The 19,654-nt window shown below is 67.4% G+C and carries 19 protein-coding genes; 10 read left to right on the top strand and 9 right to left on the bottom strand.

The annotated features are described in order from the left end of the window. Nucleotide 1: 1 nt before the first annotated feature. Together ACFWF1_RS24055 and ACFWF1_RS24050 are read right to left on the bottom strand one after the other, a co-directional pair. A complete protein-coding gene (locus ACFWF1_RS24055; RefSeq protein ID WP_150408010.1) occupies nucleotides 2-679 on the bottom strand; it encodes a response regulator transcription factor in 678 nt (225 codons plus the stop codon). Nucleotides 680-740: 61 nt separating this feature from the next. Further along, a complete protein-coding gene (locus tag ACFWF1_RS24050) occupies nucleotides 741-1,286 on the bottom strand; it encodes a PH domain-containing protein (protein ID WP_379286411.1) in 546 nt (181 codons plus the stop codon). A 182-nt stretch (nucleotides 1,287-1,468) separates the two neighbouring features. On the opposite strand from ACFWF1_RS24050, the gene ACFWF1_RS24045 reads away from it, so the two are divergent. Continuing rightward, complete coding sequence (locus tag ACFWF1_RS24045; RefSeq protein WP_379286413.1) at nucleotides 1,469-2,422, top strand: acyl-ACP desaturase; 954 nt, start codon at nucleotides 1,469-1,471, stop codon at nucleotides 2,420-2,422. 60 nt (nucleotides 2,423-2,482) lie between these two features. On the opposite strand, the gene ACFWF1_RS24040 is transcribed toward ACFWF1_RS24045, so the two are convergent. Continuing rightward, nucleotides 2,483-3,253, bottom strand: a complete 771-nt coding sequence (locus tag ACFWF1_RS24040) for a biotin--[acetyl-CoA-carboxylase] ligase (protein WP_379322213.1) — start codon at nucleotides 3,251-3,253, stop codon at nucleotides 2,483-2,485. 81 nt (nucleotides 3,254-3,334) lie between these two features. After that, entirely contained in the window at nucleotides 3,335-3,517 is a 183-nt protein-coding gene (locus ACFWF1_RS24035) for a hypothetical protein (protein WP_379286417.1), read from the bottom strand. 207 nt (nucleotides 3,518-3,724) lie between these two features. Between ACFWF1_RS24035 and ACFWF1_RS24030 the strand changes: the two genes are divergently transcribed. From ACFWF1_RS24030 to ACFWF1_RS24020, 3 genes are all read left to right on the top strand, one after another. Beyond that, the gene (locus ACFWF1_RS24030) at nucleotides 3,725-5,365 is read left to right on the top strand and encodes an acyl-CoA carboxylase subunit beta (protein ID WP_379286419.1); all 1,641 of its coding nucleotides are present in this window, start codon (nucleotides 3,725-3,727) and stop codon (nucleotides 5,363-5,365) included. Between the two features lie 170 nt (nucleotides 5,366-5,535). After that, on the top strand, nucleotides 5,536-5,859 hold the full coding sequence (locus ACFWF1_RS24025; RefSeq protein WP_379322212.1) for an acyl-CoA carboxylase subunit epsilon: 324 nt from the start codon (nucleotides 5,536-5,538) through the stop codon (nucleotides 5,857-5,859). After that, nucleotides 5,856-6,491: a Maf family protein gene (locus ACFWF1_RS24020; RefSeq protein ID WP_379286422.1), complete on the top strand. Its 636-nt coding sequence runs from the start codon at nucleotides 5,856-5,858 to the stop codon at nucleotides 6,489-6,491. Before ACFWF1_RS24025 ends, ACFWF1_RS24020 begins: the two co-directional genes overlap by 4 nt. Here the strand turns inward: ACFWF1_RS24020 and ACFWF1_RS24015 are convergent. After that, a complete protein-coding gene (locus ACFWF1_RS24015) occupies nucleotides 6,417-7,223 on the bottom strand; it encodes a helix-turn-helix transcriptional regulator (RefSeq protein WP_379286424.1) in 807 nt (268 codons plus the stop codon). The genes ACFWF1_RS24020 and ACFWF1_RS24015 overlap by 75 nt on opposite strands. Nucleotides 7,224-7,389: 166 nt before the next feature. Here ACFWF1_RS24015 and ACFWF1_RS24010 point away from each other — a divergent pair, with 166 nt between their 5' ends. The 3 genes from ACFWF1_RS24010 to ACFWF1_RS24000 all read left to right on the top strand — a co-directional run bounded on the left by ACFWF1_RS24010 (nucleotide 7,390) and on the right by ACFWF1_RS24000 (nucleotide 11,377). Beyond that, nucleotides 7,390-8,304: a sulfurtransferase gene (locus ACFWF1_RS24010; RefSeq protein WP_379286426.1), complete on the top strand. Its 915-nt coding sequence runs from the start codon at nucleotides 7,390-7,392 to the stop codon at nucleotides 8,302-8,304. Nucleotides 8,305-8,463: 159 nt separating this feature from the next. Then, entirely contained in the window at nucleotides 8,464-10,266 is a 1,803-nt protein-coding gene (locus ACFWF1_RS24005; RefSeq protein ID WP_379286428.1) for an acetyl/propionyl/methylcrotonyl-CoA carboxylase subunit alpha, read from the top strand. A 172-nt stretch (nucleotides 10,267-10,438) separates the two neighbouring features. After that, a complete protein-coding gene (locus ACFWF1_RS24000; RefSeq protein WP_379286429.1) occupies nucleotides 10,439-11,377 on the top strand; it encodes a patatin family protein in 939 nt (312 codons plus the stop codon). 96 nt (nucleotides 11,378-11,473) lie between these two features. Here ACFWF1_RS24000 and ACFWF1_RS23995 read toward each other — a convergent pair whose 3' ends face one another. After that, nucleotides 11,474-13,582 (bottom strand): protein kinase, encoded by a 2,109-nt coding sequence (locus tag ACFWF1_RS23995; protein ID WP_379286431.1) that lies wholly within the window; start codon nucleotides 13,580-13,582, stop codon nucleotides 11,474-11,476. Between the two features lie 268 nt (nucleotides 13,583-13,850). Between ACFWF1_RS23995 and ACFWF1_RS23990 the strand changes: the two genes are divergently transcribed. Continuing rightward, nucleotides 13,851-14,282, top strand: coding sequence for a DUF1707 domain-containing protein (locus ACFWF1_RS23990; RefSeq protein ID WP_379286433.1), 432 nt, complete (start codon nucleotides 13,851-13,853; stop codon nucleotides 14,280-14,282). Then, the gene (locus ACFWF1_RS23985) at nucleotides 14,282-14,626 is read left to right on the top strand and encodes a hypothetical protein (protein WP_379286435.1); all 345 of its coding nucleotides are present in this window, start codon (nucleotides 14,282-14,284) and stop codon (nucleotides 14,624-14,626) included. Before ACFWF1_RS23990 ends, ACFWF1_RS23985 begins: the two co-directional genes overlap by 1 nt. 94 nt (nucleotides 14,627-14,720) lie before the next feature. On the opposite strand, the gene ACFWF1_RS23980 is transcribed toward ACFWF1_RS23985, so the two are convergent. The 3 genes from ACFWF1_RS23980 to ACFWF1_RS23970 all read right to left on the bottom strand — a co-directional run bounded on the left by ACFWF1_RS23980 (nucleotide 14,721) and on the right by ACFWF1_RS23970 (nucleotide 17,974). Next, nucleotides 14,721-15,932 carry a hypothetical protein gene (locus ACFWF1_RS23980; RefSeq protein ID WP_379286436.1) on the bottom strand — a complete coding sequence of 404 codons (1,212 nt, stop codon included), beginning with the start codon at nucleotides 15,930-15,932 and terminating at the stop codon, nucleotides 14,721-14,723. Between the two features lie 191 nt (nucleotides 15,933-16,123). Further along, the gene (lat, locus tag ACFWF1_RS23975; protein ID WP_379286438.1) at nucleotides 16,124-17,458 is read right to left on the bottom strand and encodes an L-lysine 6-transaminase; all 1,335 of its coding nucleotides are present in this window, start codon (nucleotides 17,456-17,458) and stop codon (nucleotides 16,124-16,126) included. Between the two features lie 63 nt (nucleotides 17,459-17,521). Then, the gene (locus ACFWF1_RS23970; RefSeq protein WP_150404358.1) at nucleotides 17,522-17,974 is read right to left on the bottom strand and encodes an Lrp/AsnC family transcriptional regulator; all 453 of its coding nucleotides are present in this window, start codon (nucleotides 17,972-17,974) and stop codon (nucleotides 17,522-17,524) included. A 112-nt stretch (nucleotides 17,975-18,086) separates the two neighbouring features. Here ACFWF1_RS23970 and ACFWF1_RS23965 point away from each other — a divergent pair, with 112 nt between their 5' ends. Beyond that, nucleotides 18,087-19,616: an aldehyde dehydrogenase family protein gene (locus ACFWF1_RS23965; protein ID WP_379286441.1), complete on the top strand. Its 1,530-nt coding sequence runs from the start codon at nucleotides 18,087-18,089 to the stop codon at nucleotides 19,614-19,616. The last annotated feature ends 38 nt before the right edge of the window (nucleotides 19,617-19,654 follow it).

Genomic DNA, 19,654 nt, shown 5'->3' with positions numbered 1-19,654 from the left:
GTCAGTCGGTATTCAGCCGGAACCCGACACCGCGCACGGTGACGATGCGCCGCTCGGCCATCGGGCCCTCGTCGCCGATCTTGCGACGCAGCCAGGACATGTGCATGTCGAGGGTCTTGGAGCCGCGCAGTTCGGCGTCGCCCCACACCTCGCGCAGGATGGTCTCGCGCGGCACCACCTGGCCCGCGCGGTCGATCAGCACCTTCAGCAACTCGTATTCCTTGTTCGCCAGGCCGATCTCGACGCCGTTCACCAGCACCCGGCGGGCGGCGGGCTCCAGCCGGATGCCGCCGACCTCCACCGTGTCGTCGCCGATCCCGCTGCGCCGCAACAGCGCTCGCACCCGGGCGAGCAGCTCGGCCAGGCGGAACGGCTTGCCGACGTAATCGTCGGCGCCCGCGTCCAACCCGACCACGAAGTCCACCTCGTCGGTGCGCGCGGTGAGCATCAGCACGGCCAGGTCGGCGCCGCGGGCGCGCACCTGACGGCACACCTCGAGCCCGTCCATGCCGGGCAGGCCGAGGTCGAGAATCAAAAGATCGTGATGGCCCTCCAGTGCCCGCTCGAGCACGGCGGGACCGAAGCGCTCGACGGTCACCGAGTACCCCTCGCGCCCCAGGGCGCGCGACAACGGCGCGGCAATCGCCTCGTCGTCTTCTGCTAGCAGTACGGCCGTCATATGCCCAGGTTAACGGGCCTACCCGTTACCCGCCCCCTACCCCTCATGCGTGATGCCTCATTCATCGGTAGTCGCCGTGCTCGCTCCTGTGCTCGCCGCGTCCGTTATCGCCGTTTTCGACGTCGAAGACTTGGTGGTACATCAGCGCGTGCACCTTCTGCACGGCCGGAATGTCATCGAATTCGAGCGGTTCCGAGGAGGACGATTCGATGATCAGTGTGCCGGTGCCGAGCATCCGGTCGAACAGCCCGTGCCGGAACTGCACGCTCGAGATGCGGCTCATCGGAATGTCGATGCCGGTGTGCGTGAGCACGCCCTGCCGGACCAGCACGCGCCGGTCGGTGATGATGAAATGCGTCGACTTCCAGCTGAGAACCGGTGCGACACAACGCCACACGACGATGACCACCCAGACGACCAGCACCGCGATCAGCAGTGCCGTCCGCGCGGTCCCCTCGGCTTTGCGCGAAGCGAGTCCCCCTGCGAAACCGGCGAGTGCGGTGATCACGATCAACGTCACGATCGGCCAGAACAACATCTTCCAATGCGGATGACGGTGCAGGATCAGCTGCTCTTCCGGCGCAAGCACATCCTCCGGATAACCCATGGCGGGAACACTACCGCGTAAAGATGCCGAAATGCCGGACACTGCACCGCGTCGTGCTGCACAATCGTCTGCCTGCGTGTGTCCGATCCGCGCTGGCGTGCTCCGTTCGATCTGGCTCGAACGCTCTGTCCGCAAGCAGTTCTGCTCGAACAAAGTCGCCGAATACGACCGTGGAGGCATGTGTGACCAAAGACCTGACTCAGCTGGAAATCCTGACCGAACTTCAGCCGGTAGCCGAACAGAATCTCAACCGGCACCTGTCGTTGGCCAAGGACTGGCACCCGCACGACTACATCCCGTGGGACGAGGGCCGCAATTTCGCCGCGATGGGCGGGCAGGATTGGGCCCCCGAACAATCCAAGCTGAGCGAAGTGGCCAAGGTCGCCATGATCACCAACCTGCTCACCGAGGACAACCTGCCCTCCTACCACCGTGAGATCGCCGAGAACTTCTCCCAGGACGGCGCGTGGGGCACCTGGGTCGGCCGCTGGACCGCCGAGGAGAACCGGCACGGCATCGCCATCCGCGACTATCTGGTGGTCACCCGCGGCGTGGATCCGGTCGCGCTCGAACAAGCGCGGATGATCCACATGACGAACGGGGTTGCCGCGCCGGACAACTGGGGCGGATTCATGGAGAGCGTCACCTATGTGACGTTCCAGGAGCTGGCCACCCGCGTCTCGCACCGCAACACCGGCCGGGTGTGCAACGACGCGATCGCCGACCGCATGCTGCAGCGCATCGCCGCCGACGAGAACCTGCACATGATCTTCTACCGGAACATGTGCGGCGCGGGCCTGGACCTGGCGCCCGATCAGGCGATGATGGCGATCACGAAGATCCTGACGCATTTCATCATGCCGGGCGCGGGCATGCCCAACTTCCGCCGCAACGGCGTGCTGATGGCCAAGCACGGTATCTACGATCTGCGCCAGCATCTGGAAGACGTGGTCGCGCCGGTGCTCAAGCAGTGGAACATCTTCGAGCGCAATGACTTCGGGCCGCGCGGCGAGCAGGCGCGGGAGGAGCTCGGCGTGTTCATCGAGAAGCTGGAGCAGGACGTGCTCAAGTTCGAGGAACAGCGCGACCGCATGTTCGCCAGGGAAGCCGCGAAAGCCGCGCTGCAGCCCGCCTGACGCGAAGAGCCGCACTGTTTCCAGTGCGGCTCTTTCGTTTTCAGTACTCGGCGCGCGTTGTCAGTACTCGGCGCGCAGGTGGGTGACATCGCCGGCCGAGACCGGCTGGTCACCGATCAGCAGGCGACCCGCGTCATCGATATCGGTGGCGATGCCGGTAAGCGTTCGGCCGCCGGGCAATTCGGCGCGCACCTGCACGCCCAGCGTCGCGCACCGCTCGCGGTACGCGGCGGCGAGGTCGGCGGTCCGCCAGTCCGCGTCGCGCCATGCCGTGAAACGACGCGCGAATTCGGTCAGCATCGACTGCACCAGCAGCGTCCGGTCGGTGTTCGCGGCACCGGCGATGGTGAGCGAAATGGCATGGGGCACCGGCAGTTCCGCCTCGGTCAGGCTGACGTTCAGCCCCATTCCGATGACCACCGCCGGTGCGTCGTTGCTCGTCGCGACCTCGGCCAGGATGCCCGCCACCTTGCGGCAACCGATCAGCACATCGTTGGGCCACTTGAGGTTCGCGTCCACTCCGGCCGTCGCGCGCAGTGCGTCGACCACGGCGATGCCGGTGAGCAGCGGCAGCCAGCCGAGCACCGCGGGCTCGATCCCATCCAGCCGCACCAACAGCGACATGGAGATCTGTGCCCGCGGCGGGCTGACCCAGGTGCGTGCGTGCCTGCCGCGCCCTTGCTCCTGCGCCTCTGCAAGGAGTACCGCGCGATCGGCGTCCGGTTCGCCTGCGCGCGCGATCAGGTCCGCGTTGGTGGACCCGGTCGACTCCACCACCTCGATGTGGCGGAAGAACGACAGCTCGGGCTGTTCGACAAGACTGCGTCGCAACTGCTCTGCATCTAACGGAGACCTGGTCACTCGGGCAGGCTACTTGGTGCGCGATGGCCTGCCCGACGAGGTCGCAGTCGACTACCCGACGAGGACGTAGCTACTCGGTGCGCGTGCCGCACCGTCGGCCCCTTCGGCGTTCCCATGGCTGACCTCGGGCTTGTTTTCCGGGTCCAGGATCGTCGGCTCGTTCTCGCGGTTGTGACAGCTCGTCCACGACGCCGCGGCCGCGTATTCCGCGACGGTCTTGCTCCATTCCCACATAACTGGGCTCCTCCCCCTGAGCACGAAAACTGGACTCCCCCAGGCTAACTGGTCCCCCATCTGGATAGATACCGATTTCCTACCGGCGCAAACGCGCCACATGACCCGAAAATTCACCTCGACAACACGATCTAGCTGCGCTTTTTACCCACCGGTAGCCCCTACTGGGTTAGTGGGAACCACTGTCACTCGTTACACTCCGGAGCCATGACGAGTGTCCAGCAGCAGTCCGCACAAGATCCAGCGGGCGCCCCCGACATCCACACCACCGCCGGGAAGCTGGCTGACCTGCGGAATCGGCTGGATGAGGCACAGCACCCGATGGGTGAGGCCGCGGTCGACAAGGTGCACGCCAAGGGCAAGATGACCGCCCGCGAGCGCATCCTGGCGCTGCTGGACGAGGGCTCCTTCGTCGAACTCGACGCACTGGCGCGGCACCGCAGCGTGAACTTCGGCTTGGCCGACAACCGCCCGCTCGGCGACGGCGTGGTGACCGGGTACGGCACCATCGACGGCCGCGACGTGTGCATCTTCAGCCAGGACGTCACCGTGTTCGGTGGCAGCCTCGGCGAGGTCTACGGCGAGAAGATCGTCAAGGTGATGGACCTGGCGCTCAAGACCGGCCGTCCGCTGGTCGGCATCAACGAGGGCGCGGGCGCGCGCATCCAGGAGGGTGTCGTCTCGCTCGGCCTCTACGGCGAGATCTTCCACCGCAACATCCAGGCCTCCGGCGTGATCCCGCAGATCTCGCTGATCATGGGCGCGGCCGCGGGTGGCCACGTGTACTCCCCCGCGCTCACCGACTTCGTGGTGATGGTCGACGGGACCAGCCAGATGTTCGTCACCGGACCCGACGTCATCAAGACGGTCACCGGCGAGGACGTCACCATGGAGGACCTGGGTGGCGCGCAGACGCACATGGTGAAATCCGGTGTGGCGCACTACGTCGCCTCCGGCGAGCAGGACGCGCTGGACTACGTCAAGGACCTGCTGTCCTACCTGCCGAGCAACAACCGCGCCGAGGCGCCGCGCTTCCCGGCCACCGACCCGATCGAGGGTGCGATCGAGGACTCGCTCACCGACGAGGACCGCGAGCTGGACTCGATCATCCCGGACTCGCCGAACCAGCCCTACGACATGCACGAGGTGATCCGTCGCCTGCTCGACGACGACGAGTTCCTCGAGGTGCAGGCCGAGCGCGCGATGAACATCATCGTCGGCTTCGGCCGGATCGACGGCCGCAGCGTCGGAATCGTGGCCAACCAGCCCACCCAGTTCGCGGGCTGCCTGGACATCGACGCCTCGGAGAAGGCCGCGCGGTTCGTGCGCACCTGCGACGCGTTCAACATTCCGATCCTCACCCTGGTCGACGTGCCCGGCTTCCTGCCCGGCACCGGCCAGGAGTACAACGGCATCATCCGGCGCGGCGCGAAGCTGCTCTACGCCTACGGCGAGGCGACTGTGGGAAAGATCACGGTCATCACCCGCAAGGCCTACGGCGGCGCGTACGACGTGATGGGTTCCAAGCACATGGGTGCCGACGTGAACCTGGCCTGGCCGACCGCGCAGATCGCGGTGATGGGTGCCTCCGGCGCCGTCGGGTTCGTCTACCGCAAGCAGCTGGCCGATGCGGCCAAGGGTGGCGATGACGTCGATGCGCTGCGGCTTCAGCTGCAGAACGAGTACGAGGACACCTTGGTGAACCCCTACATCGCCGCCGAACGCGGCTATGTGGACGCGGTCATCCCGCCCTCGCACACCCGCGGCCAGATCGTCTCGGCGCTGCGGCTGCTCGAGCGCAAGATGGTAACGCTGCCGCCGAAGAAGCACGGCAACATCCCGCTGTGATTCCGGCCGCAACACCCGGCCGCGCTCCAGCGATACTCTCGGTGGGCCGCGCACACTGGTTGTAGCGACGCAATGAGTGGATCCGAGGATGATCGCATCACCGGCCCCGCTGATTTTTAACAGGGAACACGCCTGATCAGGCAAAGAGAGGATCTGGCACTGTGACAACCGTGGCAGAAGAAGATGTTTTGACCGCCGCCGAACTCGACCTGACCGTCGCAACGATCAGCGACGAGGTCGAGGCGGCGCAGGTCGACGCGCCTGTCGCCGAGTCCGCGGCCCAGTCCGCGGCGCCGTTCTTCACCGTGGTGAAGGGCAACCCGAGCGACGAGGAGATCGCCGCGCTGGTCTGTGTGCTGTCCGCGGCCGCGGAGAGCACGGCGGCAGGCAAGACCGGTCCGGCGGACATGTGGGGTCGCCCCACCTTCATGCACCGGGGCACCTCCCCGTTCTCCCCCTACGCCTTCCCGCAGCTGTCGCACCTGCGCGGGTGACCAGGTTCGTTCTCGCCTCCGCGTCCCCGGCCCGTCGGGAAGTACTCCGCTCGGCGGGCATCGATCCGATCGTCCGGGTGTCCGATGTGGACGAGGACGCACTCCAGGCCGCGCTGCCCGACGGCACCTCGCCCGAGGTGGTCGTCGTCGAGCTGGCCAAGGCCAAAGCCGCGGCGGTCGCCGCGACGATTCCCGAACTCGGCGCCGATTGTGTTGTCGTCGGCTGTGATTCGATGCTGCTGGTGGACGGCGAGCTACAGGGCAAGCCGCACACCGCCGAGGTGGCCAGGGCCCGCTGGGGCGAAATGGCCGGGCGCAGCGCCGATCTGGTGACCGGACACTGCGTCCTGCGCCTGCGGGACGGCCGCATTACCGCCGAGGCCATCGACTGCAGTTCCACCACAGTGCATTTCGCCAAGCCGGAACCCGACGAGCTGGACGCCTACATCGCCACCGGCGAGCCGCTCCAGGTGGCGGGCGCGTTCACCCTCGACGGACTGGGCGGCTGGTTCGTCGAGCGCATCGACGGTGATCCGTCGAGCGTGATCGGCATCGGTCTACCACTGCTGCGCCGACTGCTTGGCGACGTTGGGGTCGCCGTTACGCAGTTGTGGGGCCACCCGGCCACCTGACGGCGGCGCGATCAGCGGCTCCGAGCCCGCCGAATCGCCGGCCACCGGCACCGTGACGACCTCGCGGCCGTCCGGCTCGCGGCGCATCTCCTGCTCGCGCCGCGCCATCATCTCCAGCCGGACCACACACAGTTCCGGCTCGACGAACGGATGCAGGCGCACGTTCACCTCGCCGCGCGCGCCGCTGCGGTCGAGCACCTCTTTGATCAGGCCGAGATGCACACCGCACACCACTTCGGAGTGCGTGCGCGCGAGTTCGCGCAGCGGGCAGGCGGTGAGCCGGATCAATGCCTGCTCGGTGGTCTCGTTCGGATCGCGTTCCGGCGCGAAGCCCAGCTCCGAAAGCACCGTCATGGCCACTTCTTTGGCTTCTTCCAGCGACTCGACCCGATGGTCACCGGCGTCGAGTTTCGCGCCCCAGGACCGCCCGGCCGCGATGGCCGCCTCGGAGCGCCTGCGCGGATCGGGCCCGAGCTGATCGGCGAGCACCTGCGCGAGTTCCTGATAACCGACCGATCGCTGCACCGCGCTGTATCCGATGCGCGGACGACCGCGACCCCGCGGCGGTTGCTGAAATTGCCGCACCAGGGATTCCCTGGTGAGCACGTCCAGATGAAACCGAACCGTGGTGACGTGTTGTCCGGTGATTCTGGCCAGTTCCTGGGCGTCGAGAGGCTCGCTGGCGCCACGTAGGATCGCGAGCAGTCGCCGCCGCGGCCAAGAATCGGACATAGCTCACCCCTCCTCCCGGGAGACTTTATCGGATGCAGGTGCGATTTATTCGCTCATTCAGCCGATTTGTGATCTGAAACGAGAGCCACTAACGCCTCACACATACCATCACTGTGAGACCCGAACCGCTGAAACCACCGTCTACCACGCGTGAAGGACCCACATCGTGCCCGCTGCTCCGGACCCTCATCCCGCATTTGGTTCTTACGCACATCCTCACCGACTAGTAACCACGGAGTGGCTGTCGGCAAACATCGGCACGTCAGGACTCAAGATCGTCGAGTCCAACGAGGACATATTGCTATATGACATAGGGCATGTTCCCGGCGCTACCAAGATCGATTGGCGGGGCGATCTGAACGATCCGGTCACCCGTGACTACATCGACGGAGCCCGATTCACCGAGTTGATGCGCGCCAAGGGAATCGAGCGAGACGATACCGTGGTGATCTACGGTGATCGGGGCAACGCGCAGGCGGCGCACACATTGTGGGTTTTCACTTTGTTCGGACACAAAGATGTGCGGTTGCTGGACGGCGGTCGGGGCGCGTGGATTTCCGAGGAACGCGACACCACTTTCGACATCCCACACCTCACCCCCAGCGACTATCCGGCCGTCAAACGCGACGACAGCACTGCGCGCGCGTTCCGCGAGGACGTGCTGGCCCACCTCGGCAAGCCGCTGATCGATGTCCGTTCGCCCGAGGAGTACTCCGGCGCGTTGATCCAGCCGCCGATCAATCCGGAGGACGCGGCGTTGCGCGGTGGGCACATCCCCACCGCCGCGAATGTTCCGTGGACCGAGGCCTTCAACAACGACGGCCGGTTCCGCTCGCGCACCGAGCTGGACGCGATCTACGGCGCGCTGGCCGCCGAGGACGATCTGGTGGTCTACAGCCGGGTCGGCGAACGTTCCAGCCACACCTGGTTCGTGCTGACCTATCTGCTCGGGTTCGACACCGTGCGCAATTACGACGGTTCATGGACCGAATGGGGCAATTCGGTGCGTATGCCGATCGCCAAGGGGACTGAACCCGGTGCGGCACCGGCCGGTACCGCCCGCCGGGCCCGCGGCAAGTAGCGCACGCACGCCTTTCTCCTGGGGGTAGCCGGTTGGCGCCGCGCCGCCTACTGTCCAGTAGGACTGGCCGAGTTCGGCGTCTGTTGGCAGACTGCCTACACTCGCCCAGACGTAGTTTCGTCGACCACGGGGCGACCAAGATTTCACACAGGAGGCTCAGTGCCCAGCCATGCCAGCGCGCGGATCACCAAGGTACTCGTAGCTAATCGAGGCGAGATCGCCGTGCGCGTGATTCGGGCGGCCAAGGACGCGGGCATCGGTAGCGTCGCGGTCTACGCGGAGCCGGATGCCGAAGCCCCCTTCGTACAGCTCGCCGACGAGGCGTTCGCGCTCGGCGGCCAGACCTCGGCCGAGTCGTACCTCGTGTTCGACAAGATCCTCGATGCCGCGTCGCGCTCCGGCGCCGACGCCATCCACCCCGGCTACGGATTCCTTTCCGAGAACGCCGACTTCGCCCAGGCCGTGCTCGACGCCGGGCTGATCTGGATCGGCCCGTCGCCGCAGTCGATCCGCGATCTCGGCGACAAGGTCACCGCGCGGCACATCGCCGAGCGCGCCAAGGCTCCGATGGCCGCGGGCACCAAAGACCCGGTGAAGAACGCCGACGAGGTCGTCGCCTTCGCCAAGGAGTACGGCGTGCCGGTCGCGATCAAGGCCGCCTTCGGCGGCGGTGGCCGCGGCATGAAGGTCGCGCACACCATCGAGGAGATCCCCGAGCTGTTCGAGTCGGCCACCCGCGAGGCGGTCGCCGCGTTCGGTCGCGGCGAGTGCTTCGTCGAGCAGTACCTGGACAAGGCCCGCCACGTCGAGGCGCAGGTCATCGCCGACCAGCACGGCAACGTGGTGGTCGCCGGTACCCGCGACTGCTCGCTGCAGCGCCGGTTCCAGAAGCTGGTCGAGGAGGCGCCCGCGCCGTTCCTGTCCGACGACGTGCGCGCGAAGATCCACGCCTCGGCCAAGGCGATCTGCCGCGAAGCCGGCTACTACGGCGCGGGCACGGTCGAGTACCTGGTGCAGGGCGAGACGGTGTCGTTCCTCGAGGTGAACACCCGGCTGCAGGTCGAGCACCCGGTCACCGAGGAGACCGCCGGCATCGACCTGGTGCGCCAGCAGTTCCGGATCGCCAACGGCGAAGAGCTGACGATCAAGGAAGACCCGACCCCGCGCGGACACTCGTTCGAATTCCGCATCAACGGTGAGGACGCCGGTCGCGGCTTCCTGCCCGCGCCCGGCCCGGTCACCGTCTACCGGGAGCCCAGCGGCCCCGGCGTGCGGGTGGACTCCGGGGTGGTCGAGGGCAGCGTGATCGGCGGTCAGTTCGACTCGATGCTGGCCAAGCTGATCGTCACCGGCGAGAACCGCACTCAGGCGCTCGAGCGGGCCCGGCGCGCGCTGGCCGAGTACCACGTCGACGGGCTCGCCACGGTCATCCCGTTCCACCGGGCGATCGTCGAAGATCCCGCGTTCATCGGTGACGGCACGAAGTTCGACGTCTACACCAAGTGGATCGAAAACGAGTGGAACAACACCGTCGAGCCGTTTACCGGCGGCGCGCAGGCCGACGAGGACGAGGACCTGCCCCGGCAGAAGGTGGTCGTCGAGGTCGGCGGTCGTCGCGTCGAGGTGTCGCTGCCCGGGCAGTTCAGCCTCGGTGGCGGTGGCCCCGTCGCCGCGGGCAATGGCGCCGCCGTGGTCCGCAAGAAGCCCAAGCCGCGCAAGCGTGGCGGCGCCGGTGCCGGTGCGGCCTCCGGTGACGCGGTCACCGCGCCCATGCAGGGCACCGTGGTGAAGGTGGCCGTGGAAGAGGGCCAGACCGTCGAGGCGGGCGACCTGATCGTGGTGCTCGAGGCCATGAAGATGGAGAACCCGGTCAACGCGCACAAGGCGGGTGTGGTTACCGGGCTGGCCGTCGAGGCCGGTGCCGCGATCACCCAGGGCACGGTGCTCGCCGAGATCAAGTAGCAGCTGGTCGGGCCTGATCGAGCGATGCGGCGATCGCATCCAGCAGGCCGACCGCTCTCGCGTCGGATTCGATGCGACCAAGTAGTGCAGCTCGCGTAAACGTAGGGCGAACACCGCTTCGGGCGGGCGCAGGACAATGACGTCCGCGCCCGCTCTGTCGTATCGTGGTCCGGTGACCAGTACGCAGATCGTCTCCGTCGTCGCGGAGATGATCCGCGCCCGTCGCGCGGCGGGAAACCGCGCCGACGGGAATCGGCTGGTGCTCGTCGTCGAGGGTGGCGGCAGTCGCGGGGTGTACTCCAGCGGCATGGTGTCGGCGCTCGAGGAACTCGGCTTCGGCGCGGTCTTCGACGCCGTCTACGGCACCTCGGCGGGTGCGATCAACGGTGCCTGGCTGCTCGGCGGGCGCGCGATGTCCGGAATGCGCTCCTGGACCGATCCGGCGATCATGCGCCGCGCCATCGACCCGTCCAGGATGCTGCGCGGGCGCCCCGCCTTCGATCTGCGCTACCTGGTGCATCAGGTCTACGACGGCATCGAGGGGATGAACTTCCCGGCAATCCTGGCCAACCCCACCACGTTTCACCCCATCGCCACCGATATTCGCACTGGCCGCGCAGTGGACCTGCACCCACACATCGTCGACAAACGCACCCTGATGCGCGCGCTGCGGGCCTCCGCGGGCCTGCCCCTCCTGGCCGGCCCACCGGTCCCGCTCGGCGACGCGCAGTACTTCGACGGCGGCCTCACCGAAACCGTCCCGATCCGCACCGCCGTCCGCGGCGGCGCCACGCACGCGCTCGTGCTGCGCACCCGCCGCATCGACGAACAGCGCCCGCCCGCCTCCCTGCTGCACCGAGTCGTCGGCGGCGGCTACCTGCGCGCGACCGCCCCCGGCGCCTACCGCGCCTGGATCCGACGCCCGCACCAGCAGGCCATCGAAGACCGCGCCCTCGCCGAACTCGGCGACGCCGTCCTCCAGGTCCACCCGCCCCTCGGCTCCCCCGACATCGATAGCGCCGCCCGCGACACCACGCTGCTCACCGAGGCGCTGGAGATCGGCCGCCGCGCGGTCCACGCGGTGCTCTCGGATACGGTCCGCGTCGCCTGAGGGTCATTACAAAGCCGCACGCGACCTCCGTAAAGGTTTACCTACCAAGGTGTTACCGAGCTGCGGAACATCGACTTCCAGCGCGCTAGGGACGGGTTAGTCCACGCGGACGGTGACGCCGTTGGAGAGGACGAAGTCGTGTAGTTCGAGGTGGGTTGGGGTGGTGTCGGATGGCACGTCGAAAACCAGTTGGGTGGTTGCGGATTGGCCGGGGGGCAGTTCGAACGAGTAGTTGTAGCCGTGCTGGGCGGACTGCCACATGGTCGCGGTGACGTTGTGGTCGAACGGGGTGCCCTGCGCGTCGAACAGGCGCTGGCCGACCGGGAGGAACCATTTCGACTCGTCGGAGATGTTGTGCACGTCGAGGGTGACGACGACGAACGAACCCGTCGCCGACTGGAGTCCGACCCGGTGGACGCCGGTATCGACATTGCGCACGACGAACTCGAACTTGCCGTCCCGCACCGGAGTACCGGCGGCCGGAAGTCCCGGCGCCTCAGGCCGATCCGGTGGTGGCGCCGGATTCTCCTCCGCCATCGCCGTCGGCCGCGGCGCACCCGTCCCGCCCGAGTCACTCACCCGGGTGCCCGCCAACAGCGCCACACACCCGGCCGCCAACATGAACGGCGTCAGGAACACGACAACCAGCGCCCCGATCACCTTGGACAGCACCCCGCCGCGCTTGCGCCGAGGCCGCCGCACCGGAACGAACGGTCGACGAGCATCCGAATACCGCTGATACACGGCACGTTTCGCCGGAGCCGGGAACACCTTCCGCCCGTAGCCGACGGGGTAACGCTGCTGAGGAACCCCTGGGTGGGACTGCACCACTCGAGGATGTCCCGCCGGACCTACATTTCCCGGCTTCGAACGCGGCAGCACAAGGGCACGCAACCCCCGCGCAGCCGCCCCGACTTGTTGCGCAACCGAACCCGCCTGTGGTGCACCCGAACCCGGCCGCAACGGGCGGTAATCCGACGGATGGTCAACCGACACAGCGGCATCCCGCTGTGGCGCTACGGCATACCCACGCACCGCGCCGGACCCTCGATACTGCTCGACGGCACGGGCCGACGTAGCCGGATATGACTGCGGCGGAAGATGACTCGCAGGCACCACCTCGAATCGAGTCTCCACCCGAGTCGGCGTCGGGCCCGGTTCCGGCAGGACCTTCGTCGGCGCAAGCTGTTTCGCCGCATGTGCGGCCGCTATCGGCTGCACCGATCCCGCGCCATTGGTCGGCACCGGACCAGATCGCGGCACGCCCCACATCGACCCGACAGGCTGTGCATGTTCCGCTCGACGGGTCTCGACGCGGGTGGGCGTGGGACCGGAGTCTGGCAGAACCTTGGTCAGGGCAGGCGATTTCGGTGGACGTACCGGCGATGCGGACGGCTGTGTGCCGATCGCGGCGTGCGCCGCAGCGGCGAAATCTCCTGCGGTGGGATAGCGGTCAGCTGGACTCTTGGCCATGGCGCGGGCGATGACGGCGTCCAGCGCGGCGGGAACGGCGGGGTTGCGCAAGGCGGCGCGCGGCGGGGCGGTCATCAAGTGCGCGTGCATCTGCTGGGCAGGGTCGGTGTCGCCGTAAGGCCGTGCGGCGGTTAGGCATTCGTAGAGGACGCAGGCCAGCGAGTACACGTCGGAACGAGCGTCTGCTTTACCGGTGAACCGCTCCGGGGCCATGTAGGCCAGCGTTCCGATCGCCAATCCGGTTGTCGTGACCGCGGTTTGGCCGATGCCGTGCGCGATGCCGAAGTCGATCAGATAGGCGAACCCGCTGGAGTGCACAACGATGTTGGACGGCTTGACATCTCGGTGTACCAGCCCGGCACGATGCGCGGTATCCAGCGCAACGGCCACCTGCCCGACGATCCCGACGGCCGCGGCAGGCGCCAACTTTCCGGCGGCCACCTTGCCTGCCAGATCATGCCCCTCGACGAACTCCATGTCGATGAACAGCCGGCCGTCGATCTCGCCGAACCGATGGATCCGCGGAATATGCGGATCACGCAGCCAGGCCACCACCTCGGCCTCGCGCTCGAATCGCTTGCGATATCCCGCATCCGCCGCGAGCTCGGTCGGCAGCAGCTTCAACGCCACCCAGCGCGCGCCCGCATCGTCGTATGCCAGCCAGACCTGACCCATGCCACCCCGGCCGAGCAACCGCTCCAGCCGGTACCCCCCGAATCGCACCTCCCCCATCGCGAACCTCCAGTCACCGTCGACTTGTCCAGGCCCGGCCCGTCGGTCTCCGATCGAGCACGGCAGCGCTGGAAAACACCAGCTCACGCCGCGAGGACCAAAGAACCCAACCTCCTTCGGAGCCTAACCCCGCCCTGTCCCACCGGCCAGTGTGTCGTCAACGACACCCCGTCCGCATCGGACTAGCCGCAACCCCTTCGCGAGCCTCGTCACTAACCAACCGCCAACGGTTTGCGCACGGTGTCGAACCTGGCGCTAGCCTTTCCTCATGGAGGAGCTACCCGAAGTCCGTATCGGCACCGCGGAACGCGAGGAAGCGATGCAGCGGCTGTCCGATCATTTCGCCGCCGGGCGGCTCAGCGTCGCGGAATTCGACGAGCGCAGCGCGGTAATCGCGGCCGCCGTCACCCGCGGCGATGTCACACCGGTGTTCGCCGATCTGCCGGATCCGCTGGTCAAAGCCGCCGCGGTGCCCGCAAAGGCGGAGTCGGGTTTCCTCTCCGAGTGGCCGGAGCGGGTAATGGCCGTCGTCCCGATCATCGCGGTCATCCTCTTCTTCGTCACCCACAGCTGGCTGTGGTTCCTGGCCATCCCGCTGATGGGCGCCCTGCTGTTCGGCAGCAGGCACAACCAGGACGACCGCGGCCGCCGACGCGACCGCGGCGACCGCAGGAACCGCGGCCGCGACGCCATCGACTGATGGAACCCATCGAGATCAACGCCGGGACTTGGTATCTGCGCGCCCTGCGCGCGGACGACCGCATCGATGACCGCCCCGCCCTGGCCGAGGGCGGCATCACCGACCCCGACTATGTCGCAGTGCGCACCGCGGGGTGGGCCGACGAATCCCACTTCTCCTGGGCGGTTTGCGAACCGACAACCGCCGAGATGGTCGCCGAAATAGGCGCACACCCCACCGCCGACGGCACCGCCGAACTCACCGGCTGGGCCCGCGAAGGCTACGAACCCGCCCTCGAAGCAGGCCTGACCACCGTCCACCGATTCGTGGAAGGCGCCCTGGGCCTACGCCCGATCACTCACTGAACCACTCCGCCTGCCGCGCGGATCCTCGCCCGCTGCGCACGTCCTCGCCAGCGATTACGTGCGCAGCACAACGAAATGTGCGCGGCGGCAGCGTCTATCGCATGACTCCGGTGTGGCCGGTGGAGTAGCGGCCTGGTTGGGGCCAGACGGTTAGGCCGTGTGCACCCTTGCCTACGGGGATGCGGGCCAACAGCTCCCAGTTGACGATATCTACGGCGTAGACCTCGCTGTTGTGGCGACCGGAGACCCAGAAGACCTGTCCGTCGGCGGAGATATTGCCCATGTCGGGGCTGCCGCCGCCGGGCAGGAACCACTTGTGTACCAGCGCGTTCGCGGCGAAGTCCCACACCGAGATGCTGCCTTCGTGCCGGTTGGTGACGAGCATCTGACTGGAGTCGCGGGTCACGTAAAGTCCGTGCGCGCCTTTGCCGGTCGGCACGAACCCGGTGTTCTCGAAGAAGTATGCGTCGACGGTGTAGATGCCGTCGGCGACCATGTCGGCGATGAAGAAGGTGCGCCCGTCCGGGGACAGTTTCACGTCCTGCGGCATGCTGGAGCGCCCGCCCGGCAGGTCGATCATCTTGACCACCGCGCGCTCGGCGACGTCGAAAACCAGCATCCGGCCGGTGAATTCGCAACTGGCGAGGGCGAAGCGGCCGTCGGCGGTGAAGTCCAGGTGGTCGACGCCCGCACAGTCGGGCACCGCCATCGAGTGCAGCTTCTCCCAGGTCCGCGGATCATAGAAGTCGAGCGACTTGTCGGCCTCGGCCACCACCACCGCGAACTGACCGTCCGGCGTGAAATACATGTTGTAGGGGTCGCGCACCGGAATCGGTTCTCCCGGTGTGCCGGTGCGCGGATCGATCGGCAGCAGACTGCCCGCGCCGATCGGCAGATCGTTGGTGACATACAACGTCTGCAGGTCATACGACGGCACCACGTGCTGCGGTTCCGCGCCGCCCGCGGGGAAGTTGTCGATCACCTCGAAGGTGGCCGGATCGATCACCGAGACCGAGTGTGACTCGCTGTTGGGCACGTAGACCAGCGAACGATGGTCCGCCACAGCCGGACTCAGTTCCCGATTCGCGGCGTAGACGTCGGTCGGCGACAGCGGCGGCGGCATCCCGGGTAGCAGGTCGGTCAGCTGCGGCGGCGGTCCGGCGGCCGCGATCGTGGGCGCCGGGGCGGCGGGCGTACCGACCGTCCCGGCTTCGCTGGCGGCGCAACCGGTTACGGCGGTCAGCACCGCGATCGATACGACGAGGGTATGGGGTGCGCAGCCCGGGTACATGCGCTGTCGGTTCACGCGCTGCACCGTGCCAGGAGGGGGTGAAGACGAGATGACATGGGTGCGAAGCCTAAAGGCCGGCACCGGCGTTTCCCGGCAGTCCGCGCCGAGGCCAGCGGATTGCCCGAAACGTCCTGTTAAGCAGGATAAACGCAAGGCGTGCCGGACAGAGTTCTGTCCGGCACGCCCCGCGTAACTGAAGTCGCGGCCTACTCGAAGCCCGCGAGCACCCGATCCAGCGCGTCGACCGCGGCATCGAGTTCGGCGGCGGACACCGTCAGCGGCGGCCGGAACCGGATGCTCCGCTCGCCGGTGCCGAGGATCAGCACGTGCTCACGCTCGCGCAACGCGGTGAGCACCTCGTCGCGCAGCTGCACCGACGACACGGTGACCGCGCACATCAGCCCACGGCCACGCGGTTCGGTGATGCTCGGGTGCTGCGCGGCCAAGGTCTGCAGCCGATCGAGCAGGTGCGCGCCGAGCGCACGGGACCGTTCGATCAGCGAATCCTGCTCCAGCACCTCGAGAATGCGCCGCACCCGCACCATGTCGGTGAGGTTGCCGCCCCAGGTCGAGTTGATCCGGGAGTTGACCACGAACACGTTGTCGGGCACCTCGTCGACCCGCCCGCCGGCCATCACGCCGCACACCTGGGTCTTCTTGCCGAACGCGATGATGTCGGGCTGCACCCCGAGCTGCTGGTAGGCCCAGGTGGTCCCGGTCATGCCGACGCCGGTCTGCACCTCGTCGAGCACGAACAGTGCGTCGTTCTCGTGGCAGAGCCGCTGCATCGCCTGCAGGAACTCCGGCCGCAGGTGCCGGTCGCCGCCCTCGCCCTGGATCGGCTCGGCGATGAAACACGCTATGTCGTGCCGGTTTTCGGCGAACGCGCGGCGCGCCTGGTCCAGCGCGCGGGCTTCGACCTCGTCGATGTCGTGGTCGTCGGACAGGAACGGCGCGTCGATGCGCGGCCAGTCGAACTTGGGGAACCGGGCGGTCTTCACCGGGTCGGTGTTGGTCAGCGACATGGTGTAGCCGGTGCGGCCGTGGAACGCGCCGGTCAGGTGCAGCACCTTGGTGCCGAGTTCCGGTGCGCGGCCGTTGCTTTCGTTGTGCCTGCTCTTCCAGTCGAACGCGATCTTCAGCGCGTTCTCCACCGCGAGCCCGCCGCCGTCGATGAAGAACAGGTGCGGCAACCGGGGATCGCCCAGCACCCGCACGAACGTCTCGACGAACCGGGCCATTTCCACGGTGTAGATGTCGGAGTTGCTCGGCTTGTTGAGGGCGGCGGTCACCAGCTCCTCGCGGAAGATGTCGTCCTCGGCCAGCGCGGGGTGGTTCATCCCCAGCGCGTTGGACGCGAAGAAGCCGAACATGTCCAGATAGGAGCTGCCGTCGCGTTCGTCTACGAGCGTGCAGCCGCGGGACTGTTGGAGGTCCAGCACTAAATCGAAGCCATCAGCAAGGATGCTGGCCGACAGAATCTCGTGCACCCGGGCGGCGGGGGTGACCGCCGGGCGGGTGCGTTCCAGTTCGATGGTCACACCACCGAGGATACGAAAATTTACGGTTTCTGTACAGGAAAGCGGATTAATTACACGTAACGGCTACCTGTCATAGAATGTCTGCAGGATGATGGTGCTTCGGGTCCTGACGTTGGCGGTCGCTCTGATCTCCTGCAGCAGCTGCTCGAGGTGCCGCGGCGAGGCCACCCGGACCAGCAGCATGTAGCTCTCATCGCCTGCTACCGAGTGGCACGCCTCGATCCCGGGGATGTGCTGCAACACTGCCGGGGCGTCATCCGGCTGCGAAGGGTCGAGAGGAGTGATCGCGACGAATGCCGACAACAGCTGGCCAAGGGCCTCCGGGTCGACGTGCGCCGTGTAGCCGCGGATCACCCCGCGCGCTTCCAGCCTGCGTACCCGCGATTGCACGGCGGACACCGACAGGCTCGCCTTCTCGGCCAGGTTCGACAACGTGGCGCGACCATCGGCCATCAGTTCACGAATCAGCAGGCGATCAATATCGTCGAGTGCAGGTCGTGCAGGTGTATCCGCCATCAGCGGAGACTAACCCAGGCGGACCCCCTCGTGGCAGAAACCTGACCCCGATCCTCCCAAGACATGGGACACAGATGCCGCATTGCGGCCGAAAGGTACGGCGGAGCAACAGATGACGGATGTACTCGGCGACCAGTCCACCCGGGAACTCGCGGAGCGCGCGGCAGCGGTGCTGCGCGGCCTCGGTGTCCAACCCCCCGAATCGGGCGACCTGCCCGCCCGCAGCCCCATCACCGGCACCCAGTTGATGAGCCTGCAATCGAGCACATCGGCCGAGGTCGATGCTGCGATCGACCGCGCGGCCAGGGCATTCGGCGCCTGGCGCACGGTGCCCGCACCGATCCGCGCCGCGGTGGTGCGCAGGCTGGCCGAACTGCTCACCACGCACAAGAGTGAGCTCGCCGAGCTGGTGACCCTGGAGGCCGGCAAGATCGGCGCCGAGGCCGCGGGCGAGGTGCAGGAGATGATCGACGTCTGCGAGTTCGCGATCGGCCTGTCGCGGCAGCTGTACGGACAGACGATGCCGTCCGAGCGTCCGGGGCACCGGCTGATGGAGACCTGGCATCCGCTGGGTGTCGTCGGGGTCATCTCGGCGTTCAACTTCCCGGTAGCCGTGTGGGCGTGGAACACCGCGATCGCGCTGGTCTGCGGCGACACGGTGGTGTGGAAGCCGTCGGAGACGACGCCGCTGACCGCGCTGGCCTGCCACACCCTGCTGCGCCGGGCCGCTACCGACGTCGGCGCGGATCCCGAAGTGCACCAACTGATTCAGGGCGCGGCCGAGGTCGGCTCCCAGCTGGTGGACGACGAGCGGGTGGCGCTGGTGAGCGCGACCGGCTCGGTGCGGATGGGCCGGATCGTGGCGCCGCGGGTGGCCGAACGGTTCGGCCGCTGCCTGCTGGAGCTCGGCGGCAACAACGGCGCGATCGTCACGCCCTCAGCGGATTTGGAGCTCGCGGCGCGCGGCATCGTGTTCTCGGCGGCGGGCACGGCCGGGCAGCGGTGTACCTCGCTGCGGCGGCTGATCGTGCACGCCGACGTGGTCGGGCCGCTGATCGAGCGGATCGAGAGCGCGTATCAGCAACTGCGCGTTGGCAACCCGCTGGAGGACGGGGTGCTGGTCGGTCCGCTGATCGACGGCAGGGCCTACGCGGGCATGCGGGCCGCGCTGGACAAGGCGCTCGCCGACGGCGGCGAATTGATCTGCGGCGGTGAGCGAGTCGACGGTTTCGGCGACGACGCCTACTACGTGCGGCCCGCGATCGTGCGGATGCCCGCGCAGACCGCGGTGGTGCGCGAGGAGACCTTCGCGCCGATCCTGTACGTGCTGACCTATCACGACTTCGACAGCGCGATCGCCCTGCACAACGAAGTGCCGCAAGGGCTTTCGTCGTCGGTGTTCACCGCCGACCAGCGCGAGGCCGAACGCTTCCTGGCCGCCGACGGCTCCGACTGCGGCATCGCCAACGTCAACATCGGCACCTCCGGCGCCGAGATCGGCGGCGCGTTCGGCGGCGAGAAGCAGACCGGCGGCGGCCGCGAATCCGGTTCGGATTCGTGGAAGGCGTACATGCGCCGGGCCACCAACACGATCAACTACTCCGCCGAACTGCCACTGGCACAGGGCATCAAGTTCGGCTGAGCCACGACTCAGGGGCCCAGATCACCACTGATCTGGGC

The sequence above is a fragment of the Nocardia sp. NPDC060255 genome, from assembly GCF_042727395.1.
In the GTDB taxonomy this organism is placed as follows: Bacteria; Actinomycetota; Actinomycetes; order Mycobacteriales; family Mycobacteriaceae; genus Nocardia.
The sequence above is the reverse complement of the archived record's forward strand: the minus strand, read 5'-3'. Positions and strand labels throughout refer to the sequence as shown.

Coding starts and splice junctions, on each gene's coding strand:
- ACFWF1_RS24055 (WP_150408010.1), bottom strand. CDS start 679: ATGACGGCCGTACTGCTAGCAGAAGACGACGAGGCGATTGCCGCGCCG.
- ACFWF1_RS24050 (WP_379286411.1), bottom strand. CDS start 1,286: ATGGGTTATCCGGAGGATGTGCTTGCGCCGGAAGAGCAGCTGATCCTG.
- ACFWF1_RS24035 (WP_379286417.1), bottom strand. CDS start 3,517: ATGTGGGAATGGAGCAAGACCGTCGCGGAATACGCGGCCGCGGCGTCG.
- ACFWF1_RS24030 (WP_379286419.1), top strand. CDS start 3,725: ATGACGAGTGTCCAGCAGCAGTCCGCACAAGATCCAGCGGGCGCCCCC.
- ACFWF1_RS24015 (WP_379286424.1), bottom strand. CDS start 7,223: ATGTCCGATTCTTGGCCGCGGCGGCGACTGCTCGCGATCCTACGTGGC.
- ACFWF1_RS23995 (WP_379286431.1), bottom strand. CDS start 13,582: ATGGGGGAGGTGCGATTCGGGGGGTACCGGCTGGAGCGGTTGCTCGGC.
- ACFWF1_RS23990 (WP_379286433.1), top strand. CDS start 13,851: ATGGAGGAGCTACCCGAAGTCCGTATCGGCACCGCGGAACGCGAGGAA.
- ACFWF1_RS23985 (WP_379286435.1), top strand. CDS start 14,282: ATGGAACCCATCGAGATCAACGCCGGGACTTGGTATCTGCGCGCCCTG.
- ACFWF1_RS23970 (WP_150404358.1), bottom strand. CDS start 17,974: ATGGCGGATACACCTGCACGACCTGCACTCGACGATATTGATCGCCTG.
- ACFWF1_RS23965 (WP_379286441.1), top strand. CDS start 18,087: ATGACGGATGTACTCGGCGACCAGTCCACCCGGGAACTCGCGGAGCGC.